This is a genomic window from Dactylosporangium siamense, assembly GCF_016862795.1.
GTDB classification, from domain to species: domain Bacteria; phylum Actinomycetota; class Actinomycetes; order Mycobacteriales; family Micromonosporaceae; genus Dactylosporangium; species Dactylosporangium siamense.
Genome location: NZ_BONQ01000204.1, coordinates 1 through 26,527, shown reverse-complemented (window position 1 = coordinate 26,527; position 26,527 = coordinate 1). Strand labels below are relative to the sequence as shown.

17 protein-coding genes and 1 riboswitch are annotated in these 26,527 nt (G+C 70.2%); of the genes, 11 read left to right on the top strand and 6 right to left on the bottom strand.

Features of this window, described 5'->3' with window-relative positions; all coding sequences use genetic code 11:
- Positions 1-25: 25 nt before the first annotated feature.
- Positions 26-3,220 (top strand): fibronectin type III domain-containing protein, encoded by a 3,195-nt coding sequence (locus Dsi01nite_RS55130; protein ID WP_203854545.1) that lies wholly within the window; start codon positions 26-28, stop codon positions 3,218-3,220.
- A 221-nt stretch (positions 3,221-3,441) separates the two neighbouring features.
- On the opposite strand, the gene Dsi01nite_RS55125 is transcribed toward Dsi01nite_RS55130, so the two are convergent.
- Positions 3,442-4,368 (bottom strand): hypothetical protein, encoded by a 927-nt coding sequence (locus Dsi01nite_RS55125; protein ID WP_203854544.1) that lies wholly within the window; start codon positions 4,366-4,368, stop codon positions 3,442-3,444.
- Positions 4,369-4,799: 431 nt separating this feature from the next.
- On the opposite strand from Dsi01nite_RS55125, the gene Dsi01nite_RS55120 reads away from it, so the two are divergent.
- From Dsi01nite_RS55120 to Dsi01nite_RS55110, 3 genes are all read left to right on the top strand, one after another.
- A complete protein-coding gene (locus Dsi01nite_RS55120) occupies positions 4,800-6,398 on the top strand; it encodes a sensor domain-containing diguanylate cyclase (RefSeq protein ID WP_203854543.1) in 1,599 nt (532 codons plus the stop codon).
- Positions 6,399-6,459: 61 nt separating this feature from the next.
- Positions 6,460-7,014, top strand: a complete 555-nt coding sequence (locus Dsi01nite_RS55115; RefSeq protein ID WP_203854542.1) for a PrsW family glutamic-type intramembrane protease — start codon at positions 6,460-6,462, stop codon at positions 7,012-7,014.
- A 64-nt stretch (positions 7,015-7,078) separates the two neighbouring features.
- Entirely contained in the window at positions 7,079-8,611 is a 1,533-nt protein-coding gene (locus Dsi01nite_RS55110) for a GGDEF domain-containing protein (protein WP_203854541.1), read from the top strand.
- Between the two features lie 56 nt (positions 8,612-8,667).
- Here Dsi01nite_RS55110 and Dsi01nite_RS55105 read toward each other — a convergent pair whose 3' ends face one another.
- Complete coding sequence (locus tag Dsi01nite_RS55105) at positions 8,668-9,462, bottom strand: endonuclease/exonuclease/phosphatase family protein (RefSeq protein WP_203854540.1); 795 nt, start codon at positions 9,460-9,462, stop codon at positions 8,668-8,670.
- Between the two features lie 351 nt (positions 9,463-9,813).
- Between Dsi01nite_RS55105 and Dsi01nite_RS55100 the strand changes: the two genes are divergently transcribed.
- The 5 genes from Dsi01nite_RS55100 to Dsi01nite_RS55080 all read left to right on the top strand — a co-directional run bounded on the left by Dsi01nite_RS55100 (position 9,814) and on the right by Dsi01nite_RS55080 (position 17,651).
- Positions 9,814-10,572 carry a DUF4118 domain-containing protein gene (locus Dsi01nite_RS55100; RefSeq protein ID WP_203854539.1) on the top strand — a complete coding sequence of 253 codons (759 nt, stop codon included), beginning with the start codon at positions 9,814-9,816 and terminating at the stop codon, positions 10,570-10,572.
- A 361-nt stretch (positions 10,573-10,933) separates the two neighbouring features.
- Positions 10,934-11,121, top strand: a riboswitch (M-box (ykoK) riboswitch).
- Between the two features lie 282 nt (positions 11,122-11,403).
- Positions 11,404-13,026 (top strand): NRAMP family divalent metal transporter, encoded by a 1,623-nt coding sequence (locus Dsi01nite_RS55095; RefSeq protein WP_203854538.1) that lies wholly within the window; start codon positions 11,404-11,406, stop codon positions 13,024-13,026.
- A gap of 177 nt (positions 13,027-13,203) precedes the next feature.
- Positions 13,204-15,069 (top strand): glycosyltransferase family 39 protein, encoded by a 1,866-nt coding sequence (locus tag Dsi01nite_RS55090; RefSeq protein ID WP_239137236.1) that lies wholly within the window; start codon positions 13,204-13,206, stop codon positions 15,067-15,069.
- A 40-nt stretch (positions 15,070-15,109) separates the two neighbouring features.
- The gene (locus Dsi01nite_RS55085; RefSeq protein ID WP_239137233.1) at positions 15,110-16,312 is read left to right on the top strand and encodes a bifunctional glycosyltransferase family 2/GtrA family protein; all 1,203 of its coding nucleotides are present in this window, start codon (positions 15,110-15,112) and stop codon (positions 16,310-16,312) included.
- Positions 16,313-16,325: 13 nt separating this feature from the next.
- Entirely contained in the window at positions 16,326-17,651 is a 1,326-nt protein-coding gene (locus Dsi01nite_RS55080) for an alpha/beta hydrolase (protein ID WP_203854537.1), read from the top strand.
- Between the two features lie 318 nt (positions 17,652-17,969).
- Here the strand turns inward: Dsi01nite_RS55080 and Dsi01nite_RS55075 are convergent, their stop codons facing one another.
- Complete coding sequence (locus tag Dsi01nite_RS55075) at positions 17,970-18,434, bottom strand: hypothetical protein (protein ID WP_203854536.1); 465 nt, start codon at positions 18,432-18,434, stop codon at positions 17,970-17,972.
- 296 nt (positions 18,435-18,730) lie between these two features.
- Positions 18,731-19,216: a MarR family winged helix-turn-helix transcriptional regulator gene (locus Dsi01nite_RS55070; RefSeq protein WP_203854535.1), complete on the bottom strand. Its 486-nt coding sequence runs from the start codon at positions 19,214-19,216 to the stop codon at positions 18,731-18,733.
- A 173-nt stretch (positions 19,217-19,389) separates the two neighbouring features.
- Between Dsi01nite_RS55070 and Dsi01nite_RS55065 the strand changes: the two genes are divergently transcribed.
- Both Dsi01nite_RS55065 and Dsi01nite_RS55060 read left to right on the top strand, forming a co-directional pair.
- On the top strand, positions 19,390-20,184 hold the full coding sequence (locus Dsi01nite_RS55065) for an SDR family NAD(P)-dependent oxidoreductase (protein WP_203854534.1): 795 nt from the start codon (positions 19,390-19,392) through the stop codon (positions 20,182-20,184).
- 2 nt (positions 20,185-20,186) lie between these two features.
- Positions 20,187-20,918: a DUF998 domain-containing protein gene (locus tag Dsi01nite_RS55060; RefSeq protein ID WP_203854533.1), complete on the top strand. Its 732-nt coding sequence runs from the start codon at positions 20,187-20,189 to the stop codon at positions 20,916-20,918.
- On the opposite strand, the gene Dsi01nite_RS55055 is transcribed toward Dsi01nite_RS55060, so the two are convergent.
- Entirely contained in the window at positions 20,890-21,609 is a 720-nt protein-coding gene (locus Dsi01nite_RS55055) for a hypothetical protein (protein ID WP_203854532.1), read from the bottom strand. The genes Dsi01nite_RS55060 and Dsi01nite_RS55055 overlap by 29 nt on opposite strands.
- An 8-nt stretch (positions 21,610-21,617) precedes the next feature.
- A partial coding sequence (locus tag Dsi01nite_RS55050; RefSeq protein WP_275423523.1) for a polymorphic toxin-type HINT domain-containing protein occupies positions 21,618-26,527 on the bottom strand: 4,910 nt, incomplete at its 5' end.

Here is a 26,527-nt window from a genome sequence, read left to right as displayed (position 1 = left end):
TGTTGCCGGGCGGAGGGATTGCCGGATGTTGGGGATGGCTGGCCTGCTGGCGCGCCGGTTCGGGTTGACTGCGACGCTGGGGATCGCGGCGTGCGCGACGCTCACCGCGGTCAGCGCCGCGCCGGCGGCCGCGGCGATCGCCGGGTCGGACCCCAACGCCCAGTTCTGGCTGTCCGACGGCAACGCGACCTCGATCCTGCGCATCGACCCGGACGGCACCAAGGTCACCCTCGGCGGCGGGCTGAGCAACCCGATCGACCTGGCCGTGGACCGGGACGGCACCGTGTACGTGGCCGACAACAGCAACCAGCGCATCGTCAAGATCACCTACGCCGGGACGCAGACGACGCTGGGCTTCACCGGGCTCACGAGCCCGTACGGGGTCGCGGTCGACAGCAACGGCGCCGTGTATGCCACCAACGGCGGCACCGTGCTGAAGCTGACCACCGGCGGGGTCCAGACCACCTTCGCCACCGGGTTGTCAGACGCGTGGGGCATGGCGGTCGACGCGAGCGGCAACCTGTTCGTCGCCGAGTCCACGGGCGGGCAGGTCTCCAAGGTCACACCGGGCGGGACGAAGACGGTGTTCGCGACCGGGCTCGGCTCGCCGACCGGGCTGACACTTGACCACGCCGGCCGGGTGTTCGTCAGCGACGGCGACAACAGCCAGGTCGTCCGCTTCGATGCCGACGGCACCAACCCGACCAACGTGACCACTGGCACCGGATACAGCCACGCCCTCGCGGTCGACGCGCTCGGCGACATCTTCGCCGGCAGCACCACCGGCAGCACCCTGTACAAGACGACCTCGACCGGCACCCGGACGTCGCTGCTGACCGGGCTCAGCGGCCCGTACGGCGTCGGCGTCATCTCCGTCCCGGCGGCACCGACCAGCCTCACACTCACCCCCGGACCGAGCCGGGCCGGGGTGTCGTTCGTGCCACCCGACGACGACGGCGGCACCACGATCACCGGCTACCAGTACAGTCTGGACGGCACCACCTGGACCACGCTGCCCACGTCGGCCGGCACCGGAGGGACGCGCACCGCAACGGTCACCGGGCTCACCGACGGCGCCGCATACACCCTGCGCGTGCGGGCGATGAACCGGATCGCCGGCGGGCCCGCAGCGAGCAGCTCGGTGACGCCGAACCCGACCGCCCCGGCCGCGCCGACCAGCCTCGTCGTGACCCCGGCGAACGGTTCGGCGACCGTGACGTTCCAGCCGCCGACCGACGACGGGGGCAGCCCGCTGCTGGACTACCAGTGGAGCCTGGACGGGACCAGCTGGAACACGCTGAGCACCACGCCCGCGACCGGCGGCGCGCGCACCGGCACCGTCACCGGCCTCACCAACGCCACCCCGTACACGGTGCGGGTGCGGGCGACGAACGCCATCGGTCAGAGCACCCCCGTGTCCGGCGCGGTGACGCCGGTGCCGACCGCGCCGGGCGTGCCGGTCAACCTCGTCGCGACCCGCGGCGACAGCCAGGTGACGGTGACCTACCAGGCGCCCGCTGACGACGGCGGCAGCCCGGTCACCGGCTACGAGTACAGCCTCAACGGCACCACCTGGATCGCCCTGCCGGGCAACAACATCATCACCGGGCTCACCAACGGCACCGCGTACACCGTGCGGGTCCGCGCGAAGAACTCGGTCGGCGGTGGCATCGCGGCCTCCCAACCGGCGACCCCGGCGACCGTGCCGACGGTCCCGCTCAGCGTGTCCGCCACCGGCGGCAACGGCCGCGCCGTGCTCACCTTCTCGCCACCCGCGAGCGACGGCGGCGACCCCGTCACCGGCTACCAGTACAGCCTCAACGGCAGCAGCTGGACCGCGGTGCCGGGCAACAACACGATCACCGGCCTCGTCAACGGCACCGCATACGCGGTGCAGCTGCGCGCGGCGAACTCCGTCGGGCCGGGCGCGGCGGCGAGCACCCCGGTCACCCCACAGGCGACCGTGCCCGGGCCCGTCACCGCCTACACGGCCACGGCCGGCAACACCTCGGCCCTCCTGGCCTTCCAGCCCCCGGCCGACAACGGCGGTGCGACGATCACCGGCTACCAGTACAGCCTCGACGGCACGACCTGGAATCCGCTGGGCACCGACCGGACGGTGACCGGGCTGACGAACGGCACGCCGTACACCGTCCGGGTGCGGGCCGTGAACCAGATCGGCGGCGGCGCCGGCACGACCGCCGCGGTGACCCCGGCGCCGGTCCCGCCGGGCCCGCCGACCGCGCTGAGCGCCCGACCGGCCGCACAGGGCGCGACGTTGACCTTCCGGCCACCGGCCGACGACGGCGGCGCTGCCATCACCGGCTACCAGGTCAGCACGGACGGCGGCAGCACCTGGCAGGCCCTCACGACCACGCCGGGCACCGCGGGCGCCCTGACGGCGACCGTGACCGGCCTGACCGACGGGCAGTCGTACGAGGTCACGGTCCGGGCCCGCAACGCACCGGGCGCGGGGACGGCGAGCGCACCGGCGAGCGTGACCGCTGGGACGCCGCTGCCGCCGGTCGACGTGCAGACCAACGCCGGGGTGTCGTCCGTCGTCGTCACCTGGTCCGCACCGCCGGCCAACGGGGTCACGATCACCGGGTACACGGTGACGGCGGCACCCGGACCGGCCACCTGCACCGTCACCGCGACCACGTGCGTGCTCGGCGGCATCGCCGGCACCAGCTACACGGTCACCGTGGTCGCCCACGCCGGCAACCGCACCTCGGCACCGTCGGCAGCCTCGGGCGCGGCCGTGCCGACGTCGCCGCCGGTCACCACGACCCCGCCGGACACCAGCCTGACGCTGACCACCGACCGAGGGGCCATCAGCACCACGGCACCGGGCGAGGACGTCGTGGTGATCGGCACCGGCTTCGCGCCGTTCTCGACCGCGGTCATCACGCTGTACTCGACGCCGACCGTCCTGGGCACCGTCACGACCGACGCCTCCGGCGGGTTCACCAAGTCGGTGCGGGTGCCGGCCGGGCTGGAGCCCGGCGAGCACGCGTTCGTCGCGGCCGGCGTCGACCCGGACGGCGCCACGCACACCATGAAGCTGGCGGTGACGGTGCAGGCCGCCGGCAGCCTCCCAGTGACAGGGGTCCCGGTTGCTGGCTTCCTCATCGCCGGCATCGCCATCGTCATGACCGGCGGCGCCATGGTCCTGTTGAGCCGCCCGGGACCGCGCCGGTCGACAGGGCGGGCCAGGTGACCCACGCCCCCGCAGCGTGAGCGCCGGTACGCAGGACCTGAACGCCGGCGATGTCAGCCTTCACCGGCATCACCGCCACCGGCGGCACGTTCGGACCTTCTTTCATCGCGCGGTACGTGGCCCGCGGATGCCATGGGTCGGGTCGCAGCCCTTGGCATCCGCGGGAGTGACACCGCCCGGATCGTCGCGGTGGGGTGTTCCGGGTCCGGGGTGTCCGGACCTCAGCCTCGGTAGGTGTTGCGCACGTAGGTCAGGCTGAACGCGCCCAGGCCGGTGAAGTACTGCGACACGAGGTACGCCGGGTCGGTGGCGATGACACCGGCCTGCAGGTCACTGCCGTCGGTCTTGTCGTCCCATGCCCACGGGGTGTGCGCCGCGTTGCGCTGGTAGTCGTCGCCGGCGAACGCGCCGTACTCGCCGAACGGCGGGTTGCTGTCGCGGCGCTGCCACAGGCCGCCGGGGCCGAAGAGGTCCACGAGCCGGTAGCGGGCGGCGCGGTCGTTGCGGTTGGCCGGCACGGTGCCCGCGTCGCGGCTCGGGTAGTAGACGACACCGTCGCCGCCGGGGAACGAGCCGCCGGACCAGTTGTAGCAGCCGTGGCCCTTCGCCTCCTGGAACGTGGTCGGGTGCGCGGCGCCGTCGTGGACCTGGGTCAGCACCGAGCCATCGATGTTCTCCCGGTTACCGGTGTACGGGCTGCCGGCCGGGACGTAGGAGTAGAAGTTGTCGTGCGCGAGCGTGATCATCGCCTCCAGGACGCCTGTCCCGCCGTCCTTGCGGACCGTCAGCAGCAGGCCCTCCATGTCGTTCTCGTGCGGGAAGAACGTCTTCCAGTCCCGCGGGTGGTAGAACGCGTACACGATGAACCAGTGCGTGCCGGTCTCCACCACCGAGTAGTAGCTGGTGCCGGTGAGCCCCTGCGGGTTGGCGTCGAGGTCGTTCCAGTTGTCGAGCGTGTTCCAGTCGCCGTCGTAGTCGACGGGGGCCAGATAGTCGGCCCGGTACGACGACGCGGTGTCCTGGTAGTGCACCGGCGCCCAGCGGTACGCGAGCTCCGCGTCACTGACCGCCGCGTGAGCCGGGGTGACCGGTACTGTCACCGCCGCGCCGGCCACCAGTGCCGCCACCGTGAGCCGCCAGATCCTCATCCTTGCCTCCGCCTGTAGATGTTGGCGGGAAACTATGTGACGGATGTGGATGCGTATGGACGCCGGCGTGACCGGAGGTCATCGCCCCGGTGTCGGCGGATCTTCCGCGCTGGACGAGTGGCTGCGCGAGGCGATACGACTCGGGGCGGGTGACCTACGGCCTGCTCGACCGCTGACACGACGCTGGCGCGCGGACGTTGGTCCGGTGCCAGCGCATGAGGCGATCATCGAGATTCCCGAAGACGTCCTGAGGGCCGGCGCTTCGCCCGCGTGCGACGCTGTCGGGCTCGATTGGGCCGCCGCCACCGCCGACTCGCGTCGTCGCGCCGTTGATCGCTGTGCCGCATTTGTCTCTACCCGGGCGGGTGTCGGCCGATCGGGTGGGTGTGCGGGGCGATGCGGCGGACACGGCGGTTTCGGTACGCCGTCGGATGTTGGCGTGGCTGCTGGTGGTCGTGGTGCTGCTGGTCGGTACCGCGGCGAGCACGGTTGCGGTCGTGGCGGTGCAGCGCGCCGAGCAGCGGTACGCCGCGCAGCTCATGGACCGCTACGGCGACGACGCGGCGCGGCTGGTCACGGCGCAGGTCGCGGTGTTCGCGAACACGGTCACCGATCTGGCCGCCGCGATCGGCGCGCAGTCCGACCTCAGCGCGTTGGACTTCGCGGCGATCGTGTCCGGGCTCAACCGGCAGCGGCTGCCGGGCACCAGCGGCATCGCCTACGTCGTGCCCGCCTCCGACGTGCAGGCCGGTGCGGTGCAGGCGGCATGGCGGCAGGCCGGCGTCGCCGGTCTGACCCTCACCCCGTCCCCGGCCGGTGCGGCGACGGAGCGCTTGTACGTGGTGCTGGACCGGCCGTTCGACGGTGCGGCGAGCGTCGCCGGTCGGGACCTCAGCGGTGTCGCGCCGCTCGTGCAGGCGCTGCGCATCGCCCGTGACGACGCCGCGTTCACGATCAGCTCCGCCTACGTGCTGACGAAGGACCGGGCCCTGCCCGCTGCGCAGCAGCAGACGTCGTTCACCGTGAGCATGCCGGTCCACGGCCGCGCTGGCACCGCCGACACCGGCCGCTTCCGCGGATGGCTCGTCATGGGTGTGCGCGGCGGCGACTTCATCAACCAGACCCTGCACCTGCAGGCGCACGGTGCGGTCCACATCCAGCTCACCGACGCGTCCACCACACCGGCCAAGGTGATCGCCGCGGTCACCGCCGGGACCCGTGTCCCGGACGATCGTTTGCACCGCGAGCACCGGCTGACCCTCGGGCAACGTGACTGGGAGCTGACCCTGGCACCGACGACCCGGCTGCTCAGCGTCACCGACCGACGGCTGGCGCTCATGACCGGCGCAGGCGGGGCGATCCTGACGTTGCTGCTCACCACCTTGGTCGGGGTCCTCGCCGGGGCCCGGAACCGGGCGATGACGCAGGTCGACTCGGCCACCGCGGCACTACGCCTGGACATCCGGCGCCGGCAGGAGACCGAGCAGCGGTTGCGGGAGCGCGAGGACGAGCTGCGGCAACTCGCCTTCCACGACCCGCTGACCGGCCTCGTCAACCGTATCTTGCTGCACGAACGGGTCGAGCACGCGATGGCGACGCATGCCCGCGCCGGACACAGTTTCGCGGTCCTGTTCGTCGACCTCGACGGCTTCAAACCCGTCAACGACACCTTCGGCCATGCCGCCGGCGACCAGCTGCTGTGTCAGGTCGCGCAACGCCTGACCCGCTGCGTGCGGTCCAGCGACACCGTAGCCCGGTACGGCGGCGACGAGTTCGCGATCCTCGCCGAACATCTCGCCAGCCCCGACGACGCCCTCATCACCGCCGACCGGATCATCGCCGCGCTCATCCCACCGCATGACCTGAACGGCACCCCGGTCACCGTGTCGGCAAGCATCGGCGTCGCCCTGGGCGGCGATCACGCCGGCACCGACGACATCCTGCGCGCTGCCGACGACGCCATGTACCAGGCCAAAGCCGCCGGCAAGGGCCGTACCGCCCTCGCCTCCAACCCGACCGCTGGACCGTGACGCTGACCTGCACGACCGCTGCCCGGCTGCGCAGCGGCCGGGCCGTCGAAGGGAGCCCACGATGACTGCGCTGCGGCGTTGGGCCTGGGTCGGGGTGCTGGCCGTCGGCGTCGCCCTGTACGTGCTCGTCCTGGTCACGATGGTGGCCACCCAGAACCCGAACTTCGTGCCGTCGATGATCCTCATCGGCGTCGCCAGCGGCATGGGGTTCGCCGCCCTGGAAACCATGGGCTACGCGTTCAACGCGCTGCTCGCCTCCAAAGGCAACATCGGCGCCGTCGAGCAGACCCTGTTCGTCCGTGGCCTCACCGCACCGGCCGCGCACCTGGCCTGGACCGGTCTCACCGCCGGCGCCCTGTTCGCGGTCGCCGCCGCACCGACCGGACGCCGCGTGACCCTCTTCGTTGCCACCTTCTTCGGCGCCGTCGTGCTGCACGCCCTGTGGGACAGCTTCGACAACATCGTCGTCTACGCCGTGGTCGGCACCATCAGCCTCACCTGGTTCCTCGTCCAGCTCCGCCGATACCGCGCCTTCGACCCCTACCCGCCGCACCGGACCCCGCCCCCGTACTCTGCCCGGACCCGACCCGGCCGGCGGTTGCGCGGCGGGGCGTGAACTGCTCAGGCTCAGCGTGTCACCGCCGATCTGGACCGTAGAGCTGGCTGGGGCGGGAGGCGGGATGCGGGCGTGGTCACGGCGGGTGCCGACCGCGCACCTGAGCCTCGTCCTGCTCTACGCCGCAGCCATGGCGGTGCTGCTCACCGGGGTGCTGTCCGTCGCTCCGAGCCTGTATCCGAATGCCGCCGAGGTGTGCCGGATGACGTTCGGCGTCGTCGGCCTCGTCGCCGCGCTGCGGGTGACCCGGCGCCCCACGCTCGACCCGCGGACGCGGAAGGCGTGGCGGGCGATGGCGGTGAGCTTCGCGATCCTTGTGGTGTCACCGGTGCTGCTGCTCGTGTTCGCCGCTGACAGCATCTCCTCCGCCGACGACGTCACCCACATCGCGTTCGTCGTAGCGCTACTCGCAGCAGTGCAGTTGTTTCCGCTGCCGCCGACGAGCCGCCGCGGCCGATGGAAGACCGCCCTCGACGCGCTGACGGTCCTCGTCGGCGGCTCGATGGTCCTGTGGTTCACGTCGTTCGGCCCGTACCTCGACCGGCGCGGCCTCACCGCAGACGCGGCGGTGAGCATCGTCGTGTACCCGATCGCGGACCTGGTGCTGCTGTTCAGCGTGGCCCGCGTGCTCGTGCGCGGGCCGGGCGGCGCCGCCCACCACCCGATCCGGACCCTCGCCGCCGGGGCGATCGTGCTGCTCGCCGGAGACGCCGTGCACGGCTACCTCAGCGCACACGGCCAGGCGGAGGTCCACTCAGGCTGGCAGTTCGCGTGCTGGATCACCGCCGACGCACTGCTCGCCGCAGCCGCCGTGGAGCAACTGCGGGCCGGCGAGCGAACGGCGCGCCGACGACAGCAGGCCCTGCTGCCCGCTCGCGCCCTGCCGATCATCGCCGTCGGCGGTGGGCACACCCTGATGCTCGCCGCCGCCGCTCTGGACGGGTCGTTCTACCCATGGGGCGGCCTCGCGATCGGCGGCGCCACCCTCAGCGCGCTGGTGCTCACCCGGCTGTCCCTCGTCCAGCGCGAAAGCGACGAGCAGGCAGTGACGGACCCGCTCACCGGCCTGGCCAACCGCGCCCGCTTCCGGTCCACGTCGCACCGTGCCCTGGACCGCGGCGCCCGCGCCGGCCGGCACGCCGCTGTCCTCGTCATCGACATGAACCGCTTCAAGGAGATCAACGACACCCTCGGGCACCAGTCCGGTGACCTCGCGCTGCTGGCATTCGCCGAACTGCTCCGCCGATGCGTTCCGCAGACCGGACTGCCCGCCCGCCTCGGCGGCGACGAGTTCGCCGTCGTCCTGCCCGACCTCGACAACGCCGCGGCGGCAGAACGGGTCGCCGCCCGTATCGCCGCGTCCACCCAACCCGTGACCATCGACGGCACGACGATCGAACTCGCCGCGAGCATCGGCGTCGCCGTCTCCGCACCGGGCGAGCTCACCCACGACACCATCGTCCACCGCGCGGACCGGGCGATGTACCGGGCGAAACAGCTCGGGCCCCAGACCCATTGGATTTCCTGGGACGAGTCATTCGAAGCCCCACCATCAGGCGTCGAGCGCACCGTCGACCGCCAGCCAACCTCTGCGTAGACCCTGCGACGGCAGGGGCAGCAGGTCTGCGCGTGTTCGGGCCGGTTCCCGCCCGGTTAGATGTCGAGGATCAGCGCACGGTGGTCGGAAACCTCTGGTTCGGTCAGGATCTCGAACCGTTTGACGGCGGCGACGTCGGAGATGAGCAGATAGCTCGCGTGTCGCACCGGCTTCGGGTAGCGAGACGTCCGGGTGTCTGCCGCGCCGACCAGGTCGGTCAGGCCGATCTCGGCCAGGACGTCGAACGTCGCGCTGTCGGGCAGCAGATTGAAGTCTCCGCACACCACCACCAGGTCCTGCGGACCGCGGATCCGGCGTACGAGGTCCGCGAGTCGGTCGGCTTGGCCGCGCCTGGCCGGGGTGTCGGCCTTGCCGGCCGGGTCGCGAAGCCCGTGCACCTGCACCACCCACACCGACCGGTCGGCGGCGCGGTCGACGGTGCGCACGGCCAGTGCGATGCGTGGACGGTCCGCGACCGTCCACTCGACGTGGTCGACGAACTGCCCGTGCACGAAGGCGGAGTCGACGCCGACCACCGGCAGGTGCTCGGCGACCAAGGTCGCCAGGCCGAAGTCCTGCCGATGGCGGCCGCCCGTGCCGTCATGCACGGGGCCGGAGTCGCTGGCGAGGAAGATCGCCTGATGGCGTGGCAGCGCGACGCGGACATCGTCGAGCAGATCAGCACGTTGCGGCAGCGTGCGTTCACCGTCTTCGAAGCGGGTCCATCCAGTCAGGCCGGGCGTCCGAGTCACCTCCTGCAGGCAGACGACCTGCGCCTCGCTGCGGGGCAGCCACGCAACGAGCTCGTCGCACAGCGCGCCACCCCAGGCGTTCACACTCGCGATCCGCACAACGACGCACCTGCCCTCCTGATCCGGCGGCTACCGCCGATCACGCTCGTTGGATGGACTCGACCTTAGATCGCCGCAGGCGCAGCGATTCGGATGGGCACGCCACCCGACGCAACACGCTCTCATCGGACTGCGATCCGAGTGGTTGGCGATGTGGGGCGTGTCCGCGTGCTTCGGCAACTTGGCGAGCACGTCGCCCGGCATGATGCGCCGCGTACCGTGCGCGTCGAGGACGTCCGCCCTGGTGCGGGTCAGCACCGCTGAGCGGCGCGGGCCTGGCTGGTCCGTCGCCGTGCTGGGGCGCGAGCGCCGCGCGCGCTACGGTCACACCGGAGGCAGGAGGTGCGTCCCATGCCCAAGAATCCCCGCAGAGACCTGCTCGCACTGGCCGCCGCCATTGTGGCGCCGCTCGCGATCGCCGTGGCACTGACCCCGTTTCGCGGCACGCTGTCCGCGGCGAACGCGGCACTCGTCCTGGTCGTGGTCGTCGTGGCGGTGGCCGCCAACGGCAGCCGGCTGGCCGGGGCGCTCGCGGCTCTGTCGGCCGCAGCGTGGTTCGACCTGTTCCTCACCCAACCCTACGGACAGTTCACCATCGCCGCGCCCGCCGACATCGCCACGGCGGTGCTGCTGCTCGTCGTGGGCCTGGCGGTCTCGCAGCTCGCCGCGCGGGCACGGCGCCTGCACCTGGTCACGATCACCGACGCCGACCAGCTGGCGCAGATCGAGCGCACCACCGCGTTGGTCCAGTCCGGTGCCGAGAGCCGCGTTGTGGTCGACCAGGTGCGCGCGCAGCTGGTCGACCTGCTGCACCTGCAGGGATGCCAGTTTGAGTATGGCAAGCTGCTCGGTCACCCGGCACGCCTGGAACGCGACGGCAGCATCACCCAGGGACGTGCCCGCAGGCACCCCACCCGCGACGAGCTCCCGGACGAAGAGGTCGAACTGCGGGCATCGGCCGCCGGGCAGTTCTACGGACGGTTCATGCTCCAGCCCACCCCTGGCGCCGCCGTGCCTCTGCAAGCCCGCCTCGTCGCCGTCACCCTCGCCGACCAGACCGGCGCCGCCCTCGACGCCGCGCGGTCCGACGGGACCCGCGGTCCCGGATAGGTCTGTGCTGTGAGCACCGAGCGCATCGGGCATCGGGCAGGTGCTGCCCCGGGATTGTTGCTGCGGCTGTTGTAGCCGCTGGGTGACATAGAATTTCTGCTGGGGAAGCGGTGGCCCGAAGGGCGGCTGAGGATGGTTCTTCCAGGCGTCTTGGTGTTCATGGCGCTGTTGCTCACGTGCGCCGTGACGACGCTGTGTATCGCGTCGCGGCTGGCTCACCCGGACGACCGACCGATTTGGCATCTGCACAGACATCTGCATTGGTGGCGGCGGCTCAAGAGGCAGTAACAAGCTTCTCGTCACGCCCCAACTGGCCTTGGACCGCCGCTCGGGTGGGCGCATACTTTGAAGTGTTCTTCATGAGACACCTCGTTCGGTGAGGCGTCTCCACGGACACAGGCCACTGATCCCGCCGGTCGAGAGACCCTCCGGATCAGGACACCTCTCCCCGGGCTAAGGGGAAAGGCCAGGTGGCTGCGCAGGCAGGACCTCTCGGAAGTCTCGCGCTACGCCGTGGAGTGCCAAAGCTCTGACGAGTGGGGGTGTCACCCGGCACATGATGCCGGACCTCCCGTTGCGATCGTTCGGCACGCTCGCGTGCCCTGGCCGGAGGGGGCGAGTCCAGATGAAACCCAGGAATTCTGGCCGATTCAGGCCCTCCGTCTGTCTGTGCCTGTGCTCCGTTTCCGGCACGCGGTAGCCCCCTCCCTTCCCTATTTGCGGCGACCCGGATGTTGCGGTGACCGATGCGTCACCGTGCTCCCGGCCGGGTGGATGCATGCTGCGCGCCTCCGTGACGGCACGCCCCTCGGCGGGGCGGGAGGTTCCGCCATGACCACGACCACCACGACGCGTTCCGTGGCGCGCGACGACGCGCGTGTCGGCGACATCCGCGGTGCCCTGGGCACCATCCGCCGGGACGACGTGACCTCGCGCCGGGGTCCGCGCCGCAAGCTCATGACCCTGCTGGCGATCGTCGGGCCGGGCCTCATCGTCATGGTCGGCGACAACGACGCCGGCGCGTTCGCCACCTACGGTCAGGCTGGGCAGAACTACGGCACCGCGCTGCTGTGGACGCTGCTGCTGCTCGTCCCGGTGCTGTACGTCAACCAGGAGATGGTGGTGCGCCTGGGTGCCGTGACCGGCGTCGGGCACGCTCGCCTGATCCTGGAGCGGTTCGGGAGGTTCTGGGGCGCCTTCTCAGTGATCGACCTGGTCATCCTCAACGCCCTGACCGTCGTCACCGAGTTCATCGGGATCACCCTCGCGGCCGGGTACCTGGGCCTGCCGAAGGTCCCCGCCGTGCTGCTGGCCGCCGCGGTCATCGTCGCCGCGGCGTACACGGGCAGCTTCCGCCGGTTCGAACGCATCGCGGTCACGTTCTGCGCCGGGTCGCTGCTGCTGGTCCCGGTCTACGTCATGGCCCATCCCGCGACCTCGCAGATGGCCCGCGGCTTCCTCACCCCGACGATGCCCGGCGGGGCCGGACAGCTCTCCGCCGTCATGCTGCTGATCATCGGCATCGTCGGCACGACCGTCGCCCCCTGGCAGCTGTTCTTCCAGCAGTCCTACATCGTCGACAAGCGCATCACACCGCGGTTCATGAGGTACGAGAAGGCCGACCTGTGGCTTGGCGTCCTCATTGTCGTGATCGGCGCCGGGGCGATCATGGGAGCTGCCGCCGCGGCGTTCGCCGGCACCTCCGGGTCCGGCACCTACACCGACTCCACCGGGCTGGCGGCCGGGATCGCCGCCCACGCGGGCAACGCGGCTGGGGTACTGTTCGCGATCGCGCTGCTGGACGCCTCGATCATCGGCGCGTTCGCGGTGTCACTGGCGACCTCCTACGCCCTCGGCGACGCATTGGGCGTCAAGCACTCCCTGCACCGCGGGATCAAGCAGGCCAAAGGCTTCTACGCCGTCTACGCGCTGCTGATCTGCACCGCCGCGACCCTGGTCCTGCTGCCCGGCACACCGCTGGGCCTGCTCACCCAGGGCGTCCAGGTCCTGGCCGGCGTTCTGCTGCCGTCCGCGTCGATGTTCCTGCTGCTGCTGTGCAACGACAAAGACGTGCTCGGCCCATGGGTCAACGGCCGCGGGCGCAACGCCTTCGCCGCGCTGGTCGTCGCGGTCCTGGTGACCCTCTCGGTGATCCTGACCACCTCGGTCCTCTTCCCGGACATCACCACGACCGCGATCCTGGCCATCATCGCCGGCTGCGGCCTGGCCGCCGCGGCCGCGCTCGGCTTCGCCCTCACCACCACCCGCCGGACCGTCGCGGCGCCGATCAACCGGCAGGACCGGGAGAACTGGCGGATGACGCTGCTGGCAGAACTCGGCCGCGCCCCCATGTCCGCCGGCCGCAAGCTCGGCATCGGCGCGCTTCGCCTCTACCTCGCGGTCGCGATGATCCTGGTCACCATCAAGCTCGTCCAGGTCGCGCTCGGCCACTGACCAGCGCAGCTTCTCACACCCGGTACACATTCGACACCCCTGTTCCTGCCAGCGGCCGGAGCTACCGTTGGGGCCGTGGCCAGGGCAACGAGACCGGCTGACGAGGCCAGCCCAGCTGGGTGCCCCCGGTGGCTCGGGACCGGGCAGCGGTTGCTGCGTGGCGGGGAAGGCGAGCCGGTGTGGGCTCGTCCTGCGCTGATCGTCCTGTTGCTGGCAACCGCGGTCCTGTACGGGTGGGGCCTCGGCGCGTCGGGGTGGGCGAATTCGTTCTATGCGGCGGCGGCCCAGGCCGGGTCGGCGAGTTGGAAGGCCTGGTTCTTCGGGTCGTTCGACGCCTCGAATTTCATCACCGTCGACAAGACGCCGGCCGCACTGTGGGTTTCGGGCCTTTCGGTGCGGATCTTCGGCCTGAGCCCGTTGAGTGTTCTGGCGCCGCAGGCACTGGAAGGCGTTGCCACGGTGGCGTTGCTCTATTCGGCCGTTCGCCGCTGGTTCGGGGCCGGCGCGGCACTGCTGTCCGGTGTGGTCCTCGCCGTCACGCCGGTGGCCGCGCTGATGTTCCGGTTCAACAACCCCGACGCGCTGCTCACGTTGGCGCTCGTCGCGGGTGCGTACGGGGTGATCCGGGCGCTGGAGCATGCGCGCACCGGTTGGCTGGTGCTGGCCGGTGCCTGTGTCGGCCTCGGTTTCCTGGCCAAGATGCTGGAGGCGGTGTTGGTCGTGCCGGCGTTCGCGATCGCCTTTCTGGTCTTCGCGCCGACGCCCGTCCGGCGCCGGATTCGGCAGGTGCTCGTCGCCGGGGCGGCGATGGTGGGTTCGGCGGCCTGGTGGGTGGCAGTCGTGGAGCTGACACCGGCCCGGTATCGGCCCTACGTCGGAGGATCGAGCGACAACGACGTCCTGCAACTCGCGCTGGGATACAACGGCTTCGGCCGTCTGACCGGGAACGAGACAGCCGGTCTCGGCGTCCCGCGGATCGGTTGGGGAGAGCCCGGTTGGGGACGCATGTTCAGCGCTGCGGTGGGTGGTCAGGTCGCTTGGCTGCTGCCTGCGGCGCTGGTGTTGGGCGTCGCCGGCTTCGCCTGGGTCGCCGCGCGGGGCGGGGCCTCGGCACGGGCCCACCAGCAGCGGGCCGCGTTCGTGCTGTGGGGCGTGTGGCTGGTGGTGGCCGCGCTGGTGTTCAGTTTCATGGCGGGCATCTTCCACCCGTACTACACCCTCGCCCTTGCGCCGGCCGTGGCCGCACTGGTGGGCATGGGAGCGGGCACGCTCTGGCGCCGGCGGAGCGATGCCCGGGCGACGGCGCTGCTCGCGGCCGTGGTCGCCGGCACGGCAGTCTGGTCGTACGTGCTGCTGGACCGCAGTCCGCGCTTCGAGCCGTGGCTGCGGGGCACGGTGCTGCTGACCGGTCTCCTCGCGGCGGCGCTGGTGCTGTTCACCCGCCGGCCGGGGACACTGCGTACGGTCCGCGTCGCCGCCGCGACCGGCGCCATGATCGCCGTACTGGCCGGCCCGGCGGCGTACAGCCTGCAGACCGCGTCCGTGCCGCGATCGGGCGGTGCGGACACCGCAGCCGGGCCCGAGGTGCCCGCGGCGCGGCACGGGCCCATGTGGGGCGGCGCGGCGGACGGTTTCGGAGCTGTCACGGGCGCTCGCGGCAGCCGGCCCGCCTGGTTGGTCCTGAACCGGCAGCTCAGCCAGCCCAGCCCGCAAGTTCTCGCGCTGCTGAAGCGCGACGACGACTCGTACCGGTGGGTCGTGGCGGCGGTCGGTTCTCGGACTGCCGCGACCTACCAGCTGTCCACCGGCCGGCCCGCGATGGCCGTCGGCGGCTTCAGCGGCCGTGACCCGACCCCGACCCTCGCGCAGTTCCAGCAGGACGTCGCCGCCAAGGAGATCCACTACTTCGTCGCCGGCGGCCCGCTCGGCAGCGACGTCAGCAGGGCACGTACCGGCGACAGCGCGCAGATCGCCAACTGGATCCAGCGGCATTACACCCCCACCACCATCGACGGCGTCACCATCTACGACCTTTCGGGGTAGTCCTGTGGCCGATGTGCGGATTCCTGGTGCGACCTGCCCCGTGCGGACCGACGTCCCGGGTCCCGACGAGCCTGTCCTGGACCTCGTCGTGCCCGTCTACAACGAGGAGACGGATCTGGCGCCGTGCGTACGGCGCCTGCACGCCAACCTCACCGCGACGTTCCCGTACCCCTTCCGGATCACGGTGGCCGACAACGGCAGCACCGACGGCACGCTCCACGTCGCGCACACCCTGGCCGGGGAACTGTCCGGGATCGGCGTCCTGCACGTCGCGGAGAAGGGGCGCGGCCGGGCGCTGCGCGCGGCGTGGACGGCGTCGCACGCCCAGGTGCTCGCCTACACGGACGTCGACCTGTCCACCGACCTGGCGGCGTTGCTGCCACTGGTCGCGCCACTGCTGTCCGGGCACTCCGACGTGTCCATCGGCACCCGCCTGACCGGCGGCGCCCGCGTGGTGCGGGGAGCCAAACGCGAATGCATCTCCCGCTGCTACAACCTCATCCTCCACAGCGCGCTGCACGCCGACTTCTCCGACGCACAGTGCGGCTTCAAAGCGATCCGTAAGGACGTGGCCGACCAGGTGCTCCCGCTCATCCAGGACACCGGCTTCTTCTTCGACACCGAACTGCTGATCCTCGCCCAGCGCGCCGGCCTGCGCATCCACGAGGTCCCGGTCGACTGGGTCGACGACCCGGACACCCGGGTCGACATCCTGGCCACCGCCCTCGCCGACCTCATGGGCATCGCTCGCCTCGCCCGCGAGGTGCTCACCGCAACGCCGTCCCTCACCAATCTGCGCGCCCAATTCGGCCGCGCACCGCTCCAGCCGGACATCCCAGGCGTACCGGTTGGCATGCCGGGCCAACTGGCGCGGTTCACGACGGTAGGAGTGCTGAGCACAGCCGCCTATCTCGCCTTGTTCGCGGCGATACGCCTCACCGCCGGTGCCCAGCTGGCGAACCTCCTCGCGTTGCTCATCACCGCGGTTGTCAACACCACCGCAAACCGGCGCCTGACATTCGGCGTCCACGGGCGGGAACGGGCCGTCCTGCACCAATTCCAGGGCATGCTCATCTTCGCGCTCGGGCTCGCCATGACCAGCGGCGCGCTCGCCGCCCTCAACCGGTGCAACCCGCACCCGACCCGGATCCTGGAAATGGCGGTGCTCGTCGTCGCCAACCTGAGCGCCACCCTGGTGCGATTCCTCCTCATGCGCGGCTGGGTCTTCCGCCCAACCGGCTGAACAGGTCGTGGTCATGATGTGGTGTACCCGCAAGACCACCCTCACCGCGACAGTGATCGTGGTGCTCCTGGCCGCCGTCTTCGCCGCGCACTCCGGGGTGTTCGACGACGTGCCGCTGCTCAACCCCACCGTCGCTCACGCCGTCGAACTGCTCGCCCTGGCCGGCCTGACCGGCTCCTGGATTCGTCGGGACCGGCGATGGCTGCTGCGCACCCTGCCGCTGCTGCTGGCGTCGGCGACGGCCCTCACTGCGGCGACCGTCGTGCTGCTGCGGCTGACCGACACGGTCCGCGACCGCTATCCGCCGATGTTCGACCTGTGGTTCGCCGCGATTGTGGCAGCCGTCCTCGGCATACCCCTCGCGCTGCCGCGCCCCGGGGTCATCCGCCGGATCACCGCCGTAGCCGCCGTCCCCTTGACCCTCGCCGGGGGACTCCTGTTCGTCAACCAGATCTATGCCGTCTGGCCGAACGTGGGAGACCTTCTCGACCACACCGGCGCACTGAGCGGCGGCGACCTCGAACGGACACTCCGTGGCACGTCGCCGGACGCCCGCGCCGAGGGCGTGCTCGGCGCGTTCGACATGCCAGCCACCGACTCACACTTCGCGCACCGGCCAGGCTACGTCTACCTCCCACCGGCCTACTTCACGGCGCCCCGGCCGGACCTGCCGGTCCTGCTCGTCCTCGCCGGCGTGCCCGGCTGGACCAGCCAATGGCCGGAGGCCGGCCAGGCCGTCACCACCGACGCCACCTACGCCGCCGAGCACCACGGCATCGCCCCGGTGCTCGTCTTCGCCGACCAGAACGGCGCGACGTACCGCGACACCGAATGCGTCGACGGCCAGAATGGCAACGCCGAAACCTTCCTCACCGTCGACATCCCGGCGTTCGTCACCGCCACCCTGCACCTCAGGCACGACCCCGAGACGTGGGGCGTCGTCGGCTTCTCCGAGGGCGGCACCTGCGCGGCCGATCTCGTGATCGCCCACCCCGACGTCTACCGCCACCTCGTCGACCTCGGCGGCGAGCCGCGGCCCACCCTCCGCAACGCCCAGACGACACTCCAGCTGTACAACGGCTCGGTCACCGACGAGGAAGCCCATGATCCAGCCCGGCTGCTCGCCACGCACCACTACGACGGGGTCACCGCATGGTTCGCCGCGGGTGCTGACGACCTGCGAGGCATCGCCACCGCCCGAGAGCTTGCCCGCTCAGCGGCGACCGCCGGCATCACGTCACACGAGTTCACCGGAAGCGGCGGACACAACTGGCACTTCGCCAGCACAGCCTTCGCCCGGGTCCTGCCACCACTCGGAAGCGATCTCAGCATCCGGTAGGGGATCACGCTGTTGCCCAGCGCCAGCGGTCGAGCGCACCGGGCCAGAACGTAATATCCGCAGCCCACCGCAACGGACGGGACCACCTGAACAGTTACGTAGAGAACCTCGGTGATCTTCTGGACGGGTCATGCCCGCTCTGCTACGTCCAGCACGGGCGCGTCTACACCAACCACTTCAAGCCGTACACCTCTTGCCAGTAGAACCAAGGCGCTGCGGTGCGGTGAGCTGGGCTGTCTTGTATGGTGCGGCGACGCCGGAGGTGCTGATTGCCATCGAAGACGAGGTAGCTCACCGAATCGGGGTGGCTGTCGACAGTCAGCCGGATATGACGTCGAGGCCGTCGTCAGTCATGATCTGACGCCATCCGAAGGCGGCGAGCGTGACGTCGACGCGGGCGCCGAAGACCCGCAGGAGTTCCGGCAACCAGCCCTCCTCGAAGCGGGCGGCAGTCGTTTCGAAGACCTGGGTTGGCCGAGCGCCGAGTTGGTTGGCGGCCACGTGTGGCAATGCCAGACCGATCATGAGATCCCGATCGTCGGCGGTGTCGACCGCGGCGCCAAGACTCATCGCCAGCAATCCGTGCTGGAGGCGATCGAGGGAACGTTCCCGCATCGCCAGTACCACCATCCGCCGGCCATACGAGCCAAGCTGCGTCGCGTCGGATCGATCAAGCTCGGAGATGAACACGGTGCCGATCCGGGCCGGCGCACGGTCGAGGATCCCGCGAGAGCTCACATCGGCCGGGCGGTGAGGCCTACGACCAAGAACCTGGATTGCCATCCTGCACAGGGTACTGACGAGAGTTGATGGACTACAGGTCGCGAACGCGGGCCTTGATCGCGGGCCAGTCGTAGCTCACCTGAAGGACGGGCTCGTCACTGATTTTGGGCTCAGTGCGGTACCCAGCGACGAGGATGGCCTGGGCCACCGTGGCTCGACATGCTCGAGCAGCGCAAGGAGCAACGCCCCGCCTCCCGAGTGGCCGACCAGCACTGTGTGCTCGTTCAAGTCGTGGCCGAACAGCACCTTCGGCAGGAGCGTTGCGATCGGCTCGACGCTGCGGGGATCGTTCGATATCACTCAGATCGGCCCGGGCGTTGCCGGTAGCCGGGGTGGACCCCGGCGGTGAGGTTCTGTTGCTGCGCGATCCGAGCCAGCAGCTCGCGGAGGGTGGTGCGCTCCGCTGTGGTCAGTGCCGCGAACAGGTCGTCCTCGTGTGCCTTGCCGGTCGAGTCGAGGCGGCGCTTGATGTGCTGCCCGGCGTCGGTCAGGTGCAGCGCATACACGCGGCGGTCCGGCTCGCCGCGTCGGCGTTCGACGAGACCGCGCTCCTCCATGGTGTTCACGAGCGTGACGAACCGGCTGGGCGGCATTCCCAGTCGTTCTGCGTACGTCAGTTGACTCCGGCCCGGCGCCTGCGCGAGCATCCGGATCAGCCCGGCCTGGGGCGGTGTCAGGTCCAGCTCGGCCACTCGTTGCGCGAACGCCGTTGTGGCGTGGGCGCCCAGCTGCGCGAGCAGGAACGCCGCCCCGCCCCACGATCGATCGTCTCGGTCAGGCACCAGCCTATCGTAGCGGTTGGTGAATCGTACACACTCGTATATGGTTTCTCCGTGTACATCAATTTGGGAGCCCACATGTCCCGACCACAGACCGGCCCGCCATTGACCACCCCGGGCCTGGCCTCCATTGTTCTGACCATCGCCAGTCGCCCCCGATCGTCATGATCGCGCTGGTGACCGGGGCCACGGCCGGAATCGGCCGCGAGATCGCGGCCAAGCTGTGTGCCGCCGGGGCGACAGTCCTCATCACCGGACGCGACCAGCAGCGCGGGGCGGCGGTCGCGGCCGAGCTCGGCGCGACCTTCCTGCCCGCCGACCACGCGACCGTCCGCGGGAACCTTGACCTGGCCCAGCGGCTCCGAGAGGACGTTTCCCGGCTCGATGTGCTGGTCAACAACGTCGGCGGTGGTGCGTTCGCGACGCGGATGCTGACGGACGAGGGCCACGAGGCGACCCTCGCCCTGAACTACCTCGGTCCGATCGTCCTCACCCAGGCGTTGCGGCCCGTCCTTGCCTCAGACGTGCACATCGTTCAGGTCGTGTCGAGTGCGCTCACGATGCACACCGGCGACCCGTTCACCGAGCCGACCCCATATACCGCGATCGCGGCCTACGCCCAGGCCAAACAGTTGAATCTGCTCGCCACGATGAGCCTCGCCCGGCAACTCGGTGTCCGCGCCCGGGTCAATGCGGTCAACCCGGGCATGGCCTGGACCCCGGGCGTCCAGGCGCTGACCCCGCAGGCCGTGCCGGCCTGGCGCTACATCTGGCCGCTGGTGCGCGCGATGCAGCGCCGGGCCCTGCCCGAGAAGGCCGCCCGGACCCCGACCCGGCTGGCCCTCGATCCCATCGACACCGGCCGGTTCTACGAAAGCAGGGGGACGGCGAAGCCACTCCCCCCGCGCCTGCGCGACCCGGCATTGCACGACCGCGCCTGGCGGTTCGCCCTGTCCACAATGGAGGGATAGTTGTGCGTCCATCGCGTTTCCTGCTCGCCGCCGGCCTCGCCGGTCCGATCCTCTTCCTGGTCATCGCGACCCTGGCCGGGTGGCTCCGTCCCGGCTACTCGGCCCGGACCGACGCCATCAGCGACCTCGGCGTTGGCGAGAACGCCTGGCTCCAGAACGCCAACTTCCTCCTCTTCGGCATCCTGCTCGTGGGGTACGCCGTCGGGTTCCGCCGGGCGATGGCCCCCCTCGTCGGCGTCCGCACCGCAAGCTGGGGAGCCGTCGTGATCGGCGCCGGCGCCGTCGGCACGGTTGGTGCCGTCGTGTTCCCGGCCGCTCCGGCCACCGGGCTGTTCCATTTCCTGTTCGGGTTCCTCATCGTGATGGTGTCGGCGGTGGTGGCCGCCTGCTACGGCGGCCGGGTTTTCCGTCGCGTACCCGGCTGGCGCGGCCTGGCCCGCTACTCCACCTGGACCGCGGTGGTCTCCGTGGCGCTGTTCATCACCACGTTCTTCGTGCTCAATCCCGCGTCGCCCATGGCCGCGGCCGGCATCGGCGGCCTGGTCAACCGGACCCTCGCGACCGTCGCCTTCGCCTGGTACGCCGTCACCGCCTGGAAGCTGCTCCGCATGTATCGCCGCACCGGCCCCCCGACGGTGCTCTCCGACACGACGATGCATCCATTCACCATCGGCCGATGGGCGTCAGCCCTGGCCTCAGGGCGCCCTACGGGGTCAGGGCGCTCGACACCATGAGCAATTCATCGACCTTGAGAGAAACCACACCGTCGGGATTGCGGGGACTCGACTCCCCGTCACACACATTGACGTCATCGTCGTCGGGTTCCCAGCTGGCCGGCTCGAAGTCGAGGTTCTCGGCCACGATGAGCCGGGCCACCTCGCCGAGGTCGCCGGTCGCCCCGGTCAGCCGCAGCGATTCCACCACCCTCGCCGTGGCCCCGAGCTCGTCGGCATCGGCATCACCGAGCATGGGCGCCAGCAGGAGCAGGCGGACGGCCCCCTCGCGGGGGTCGGTCCCGTGGTCGGCCACCGAAACCAGCTCAGGCCAGGAGATGCCCGGCCCCTCGGCGTCGCCGCCGAGCGCGGAGATCCGCACGGAGCGGCCGTCGGGCTCGGCGGCGAGGAGATAGTCGACCCCGGGGTCGTCGGCGTAGTTGCGGAAGATGACGGTGATCCGTCCCCCGCGCGGCAGGTCGAGGTCGAACCTCGGCCACGCGCGGGGGTCGGACAGGAGCCGCTGCATCTGCCCGACCGACTCGGCGTCGACCGAGTAGACCCGGCACAGCAGATCCTGCTCTTCGATCGACTGGTTCAGGAAGTAGGCGGGCCAGAACGCGGCCTGTCCGACCAGCGGGAACCCGTCGACGAGGTGGTCCTCCGGACGCACGTCGTCCGGAAAGCCATCGAAGTAGTCACCGTGCATCATGCCATTCCTCAATATCGCCAGGTTCGCCAGAAAATGCGGTAGGCCGTCTTGTCGTCCCGGCCATTGAAAACCTGCCCACCGAGCCGCATGGACCAGGTTCTCATGAACGGTGCGCAACGCTTCTTGCAGACGTTTCTCGACGTTCCGCCGTAGAGGATCTCCTCATTGCTGGCGAGGCCACGGAAAATGGTCTCCTCCGCGTGGCCCTTCCCCCGGACGAACTGCTCGCCGGCTCCGAGAATCCACTTCGGCATCCTTCGTGGTCCGTTGATGGCGATGCGGTTGGTGATCTGTCCGGTGTCGAGGTTGCGGACCCCGATGACGGCTACCGTGCCGCCATTGTAGTTGGTGGTCGCGGTCCACATGTCTTTCAAGGACTGCGCCCTGGCCTGGGCGTCGATCGCCTCGGCCTCGTAGCCGCAGTTGTGGACGAGGACCGGCGTGCCGCCGGCGAGGACGTAGTAGGTGTGGATCTCGGCGACCGTGAGGTCGTGCATCACCTGCGGCGCGGTGAAACGGTGCACCGTGAGGATGACGACGACGCTGCCGTCGAGGCTCTCGATCTGTTCGTTGGCCCGCAGGTCCGCGGCGTCGACCCAGCTCTGGCGGGTCTCCGACCAGAACGGGTGGTGGGCCGTGGTGTTCAGCGTCTGCACACCGTCGGCGTCGGCGACGGTGAGGTCGGTGAGGTCGGTGTCGAGGTTGATGTGCTTGCGGGTGACGGTCCGGGTGGTGGTCTCACCGGTCTGCGGGTCGGTGGCGACGACCTGGTCGCCCTCCCCGATCTCCCCGATCGGTCGGTCGGTGCCGTCCGCCATCCGCACGCGGGTGTCGGGGTCGAAACTGTGTTTGCAGCTGGCCCCGGCGTTGTCCGCGCCGCCGGCGACGTCGTCGCCCTTCTTCGCGGCGCCGCCGGCGCCCGCCGCGTCGTCGGCGAGGCCGCCGGGCGCGTCGTCGGCCTTCTTGGCGCCCGCGCCCGCCTTCTGCGCGAGTTCGTCGGCCTTCTTTCTGGCCGCGGCGATGAGGTCGTCGGTGCGCCGGATGACGTCATCGGCGATCTTGATCGCCCGTTGCCAGGACTTGTATGCGACGAACGCCTTGTTGATGCCCTTGACGATCGCCTTGCCCGCCTTGAACACCTTGCCCCACGGGATCATCCCGATGAGGGTGTTCACGCAGGCCCCGACGTCGCCCTTGGTGATGCAGTTGACGATGTCGGTGATCCCGAGGAAGTCCAGCAGGAACGCCAGGCCCTGTTCGACCAGCATGTCCATCATGGACTTCTTCTTGATCGCCTCGGCCTCGAGGCGGGCCTTCTGGTCATCCGGGGAGAGGTCGCCGGGGTTGCCCGGCGGGGGCGGCGGCGTGACCGTCTTCGGCGGATTGGCGTCCGGGTCGGCGGGGAACGCCTCACCGGTCGGGTCCGCGTTCGTCATCGGTGCGTTGTTGCCGTACGCGTAGCCGTTGAGCCGCTGCGGATCCTCGGGAATCGTCAGCGGGTCCACCGAGACGAACCGACCGAGTTTCGGGTCGTACTCCCGCGCACCGAGATGCGTCAAACCCGTCGACTGATCCTTCGTACCGCCGACAAAGCCCTTGTCACCCGGCCAGCTGACGACCGCCGTGCCCCGCTCCTCGCCGAACGGCGTCGTGCGGCGCTTCTGCACCGCGCCGGTGACGGAGTCCATCGCCACCGTCGCGGTCCCGTGCGGGTCCGCGGCGAGGTAGGTCAGGTTGCCGTCGTTGGTCCGGACGGCGACCGTCATCCCGGCGTGGCTGTAGTACCGGGTCGCCGATTTCGTCCCGGTCAGGCTGACGTGCAGCTCCTGGCCGGGCAGGTACAGCGTGGTCCCGGTGTCGTCGCGGCGGATCAGCCGGTTGCCCGTGGCGTCGTTGAGGTACCGGGTGATCTTCGTGCCCTCGGTGACCTTCGCGAGGCTGCCTTCGGTGTCCCATTCAAGGTCCTGGGTGGCGCCGCCGACGACCCGCTGCGTGGTGTTGCCGCTCGCGTCGTACTGGTACGACGTCAGCGTGCTGCCACCCACGGTCGTGGTGTTGAGCCGGTGCCCCGTCGTGCCGTAGTTGTAGGTCGTGGTCGGCTCACCCGGCAGTTCGTGCCGCTGCTCCGTCTTGCGGTTGCCCGTCTTGTCGTAGGTGTAGCTGCTCCAGTACTTCGCCGGACCGCCCAGATTCGCAACCGTGCGACCGGAGGTGGCGCAGTCCGCCGTCGCCGGCGTCCAGGCCTCGGTCATCCGGCGCAGGTAGTCGTGGCTGAAGCACTGGTAGTCGGCCTGCTGCCCGGACGCGGTCGGCTGGTCGAAGACCGAGACGACGTTGCCCGCGGCGTCATAGCCGTAGGTCGCGTTCGCGACGCTCGCCCCGCCGTTGGGCTTCGCGCTCGCAGTCAACAGGCGGCGGGTGGCCTCCTCGTAGGTGAACTGCAGCAGCAGCGACTTCTTGCCTGACCCGGTCGCGCCGACCGTCATGCTCAGCGGCTCAGCGAACGAGTTGTACGCCGAGGCCTGGACGTAGGACGAGATGCCGACGGTGGAGGTCGGCAGACCCCACGCGTTGTACCGGTGCGTCAGTGTCTCGGCCGGCAGCGACGCCAGGGCCGGCATTGACGTGGTGTCGGGCGAGCCATCGAAGTTGTACGTGGCCGAATAGTCATAGGTGCCGGCCAGGCCACCCTCGATCATCGGGATGCCGATGCGGGTCTTCGTCGGCCGCAGGTAGGCGTCGTACTCGATCACCGAGGTGCGGTACTCGTCGGAGCCCACCCACCGCGACGAGGACGTCGGCATGCCCAGCTTGAGGGTGTCGTACACCCAACTGGTGAGCTTCTTCTCCGGCGTGGTGGTGACGTCCTTGACCTCGACCGGCCGGCCGACGGCGTCGTACGTCGTCCCGAGCTTCTTGCCCCGCGCGTCGGTGGTGGTGGCGACCTCGCCGTACTGCGTGTACGTCAGCGTCGACTCGCCGCGGTCGGGCTCCTTCAGCCGGTTGACCCGGTGCAGATCGTCGTAGAAGTACTCCCACTTGTTGCCCGCGGAGTCTTCCACGACGCTCTGCTGGCCGTCCTTGGTGTAGCTGAACTTCGTCTCGTCGTAGACGCCGGCGGTCTTGTACTGCCACAGTTTCCACAGCCGGCCCTGCGGGTCGTATGTCGCCGTGGTGGCGACCCCGCCCGCCGGTGGCGTGGTCGTGATCTGGTCGCCGCCGTACGCCGTGGTCGTGCGCCATTTCTCGGCCAGACCGGTCGACGTGTGCCCGTACAGCACCTCGGCCGTGGTCCGGCCGGCACCGTCGTAGGACGTGCGGACCTGGTTGGGCAGCGACGCCTCGTTCACCGGCAGGAACGAGAACCCGGGCGGGGCGTCATTGGTCATCGGACCCGACCGCTTCACGATCCGGTTCTGGGTGTCGTACTCGATGGTGCTGACCGAACGACCGCCGGTGGGACTGGCGATCTGCGTCTGCCGCAGCCGCAGCAAGCCGTCGTACAGCTCGTACTTCGAGGAGTACTGCGGCGCGAACGTGCCCACCGGCTGCCCCGGGACCTGCGACGGCGCCTGCAAGGTCGACGTCGCCACAACCGAGTACCCGGTCTGGCTGATCAGGTAGGAGAAGGTGCTGTCCGGCGAGTCGACACCCCGCTTGCGGGTCGGCCCCCACACGTTGAGCACCCGGCCCAGCGCGTCGAGCTCCGCTTCCGTGGTCAGGTCGTCGTTCGTGTCGTCGACCATCTTCACCGGCGCGCCCCAGGCGGGGTCGTTGTCGGTGTACGAGACGTGCCCGAGCGCATCGGTCGTCACCACGCGGGTGATCGGCCCGTTCCCCGTCCGCACGTAGTCGGTGTGCGTCAGGTTGCCCCTGACGTCCGTGGCGTCGGTGACCCGACCCGTCGCGTCGTAGGCCGCCGTCGACTGGATCTGATACGTCGCCGTGCTCGCCGCCGCGCCCGTGTAGCCATTGACCTGCTCGACCTTCGTGAGCAGGCCCCGGTCGCCGATGACGCCGAGCGTGTCGGACTGGTAGTAGTTGCGCGAGTCGCTGAGGACGTCGCCCTTGGCGGGGTTGGCCACCGAGCACGCGACGGTCAGCTGCTGCACCCGCGTCGGCAGGTTCATCAGGTGCTTGCCGGCGTTGGAGGCGAACGTGTACTTCGTGCACTGGTCATCGGTGCTGTCACCGACGACACCCTGGTTCTCGATCGCGGTGACGACACCCTCGGACGTCAGGGTCTTGACGACCTTCGTCTCCCGGACCGTGGTTGGCGTCAGATACGTGAACGACCGGGAGATCGCCACGTCGGCCTTGGTCGAGACGGTGGTGCCCCACGGCTTGGTCTGGCTGGCCTGCACCGCGGAGACCCAAGGGTCGTCGATCGTGGTGGTGAGCCGGGTGGTGTCGTCGAGGTAGCTGGTGGTCTCGCGGGTCATGCCCGCGAACCGGTCGTCGTCCGGGATCGAGCCGCCGCGCGAGTCGGTGACGTTCACCGTCTTCGTGCCGCCGGAGCCGTTGCGGTCACCGTTCATGCCCCGGAAGAACCGGGTCTCCGCCTTGCGCCGGGTGCCGTCGGTGCCGTCGCCGGTGCGGGTGATCACGGTGCCGTAGCCCCGCCACTGCGACCACGTCTTGTCCTCGACCGGGATGATCCCGTCGATCTCGTCGAAGTGCCACGCCGCGTCGCCGACGTACTCGTAGTCGGTGACGACCGGCTGCATGCCGCTGTACGCGTCAGCCTGCGTAACCCGGTCCACGACGTACTTGTGGAACCAGTCGACGCGGTTCGGGTAGGCCTCGTCGACGCCCTTGACCGGCATGCACCGCAGCGTGTTCGCCTGCGGCGAGACGGGCAGGCTGGTGGTCGAGCAGTTCGTCGGCATGTAGCGGACCGCGAGCTTGCCGCCGGACT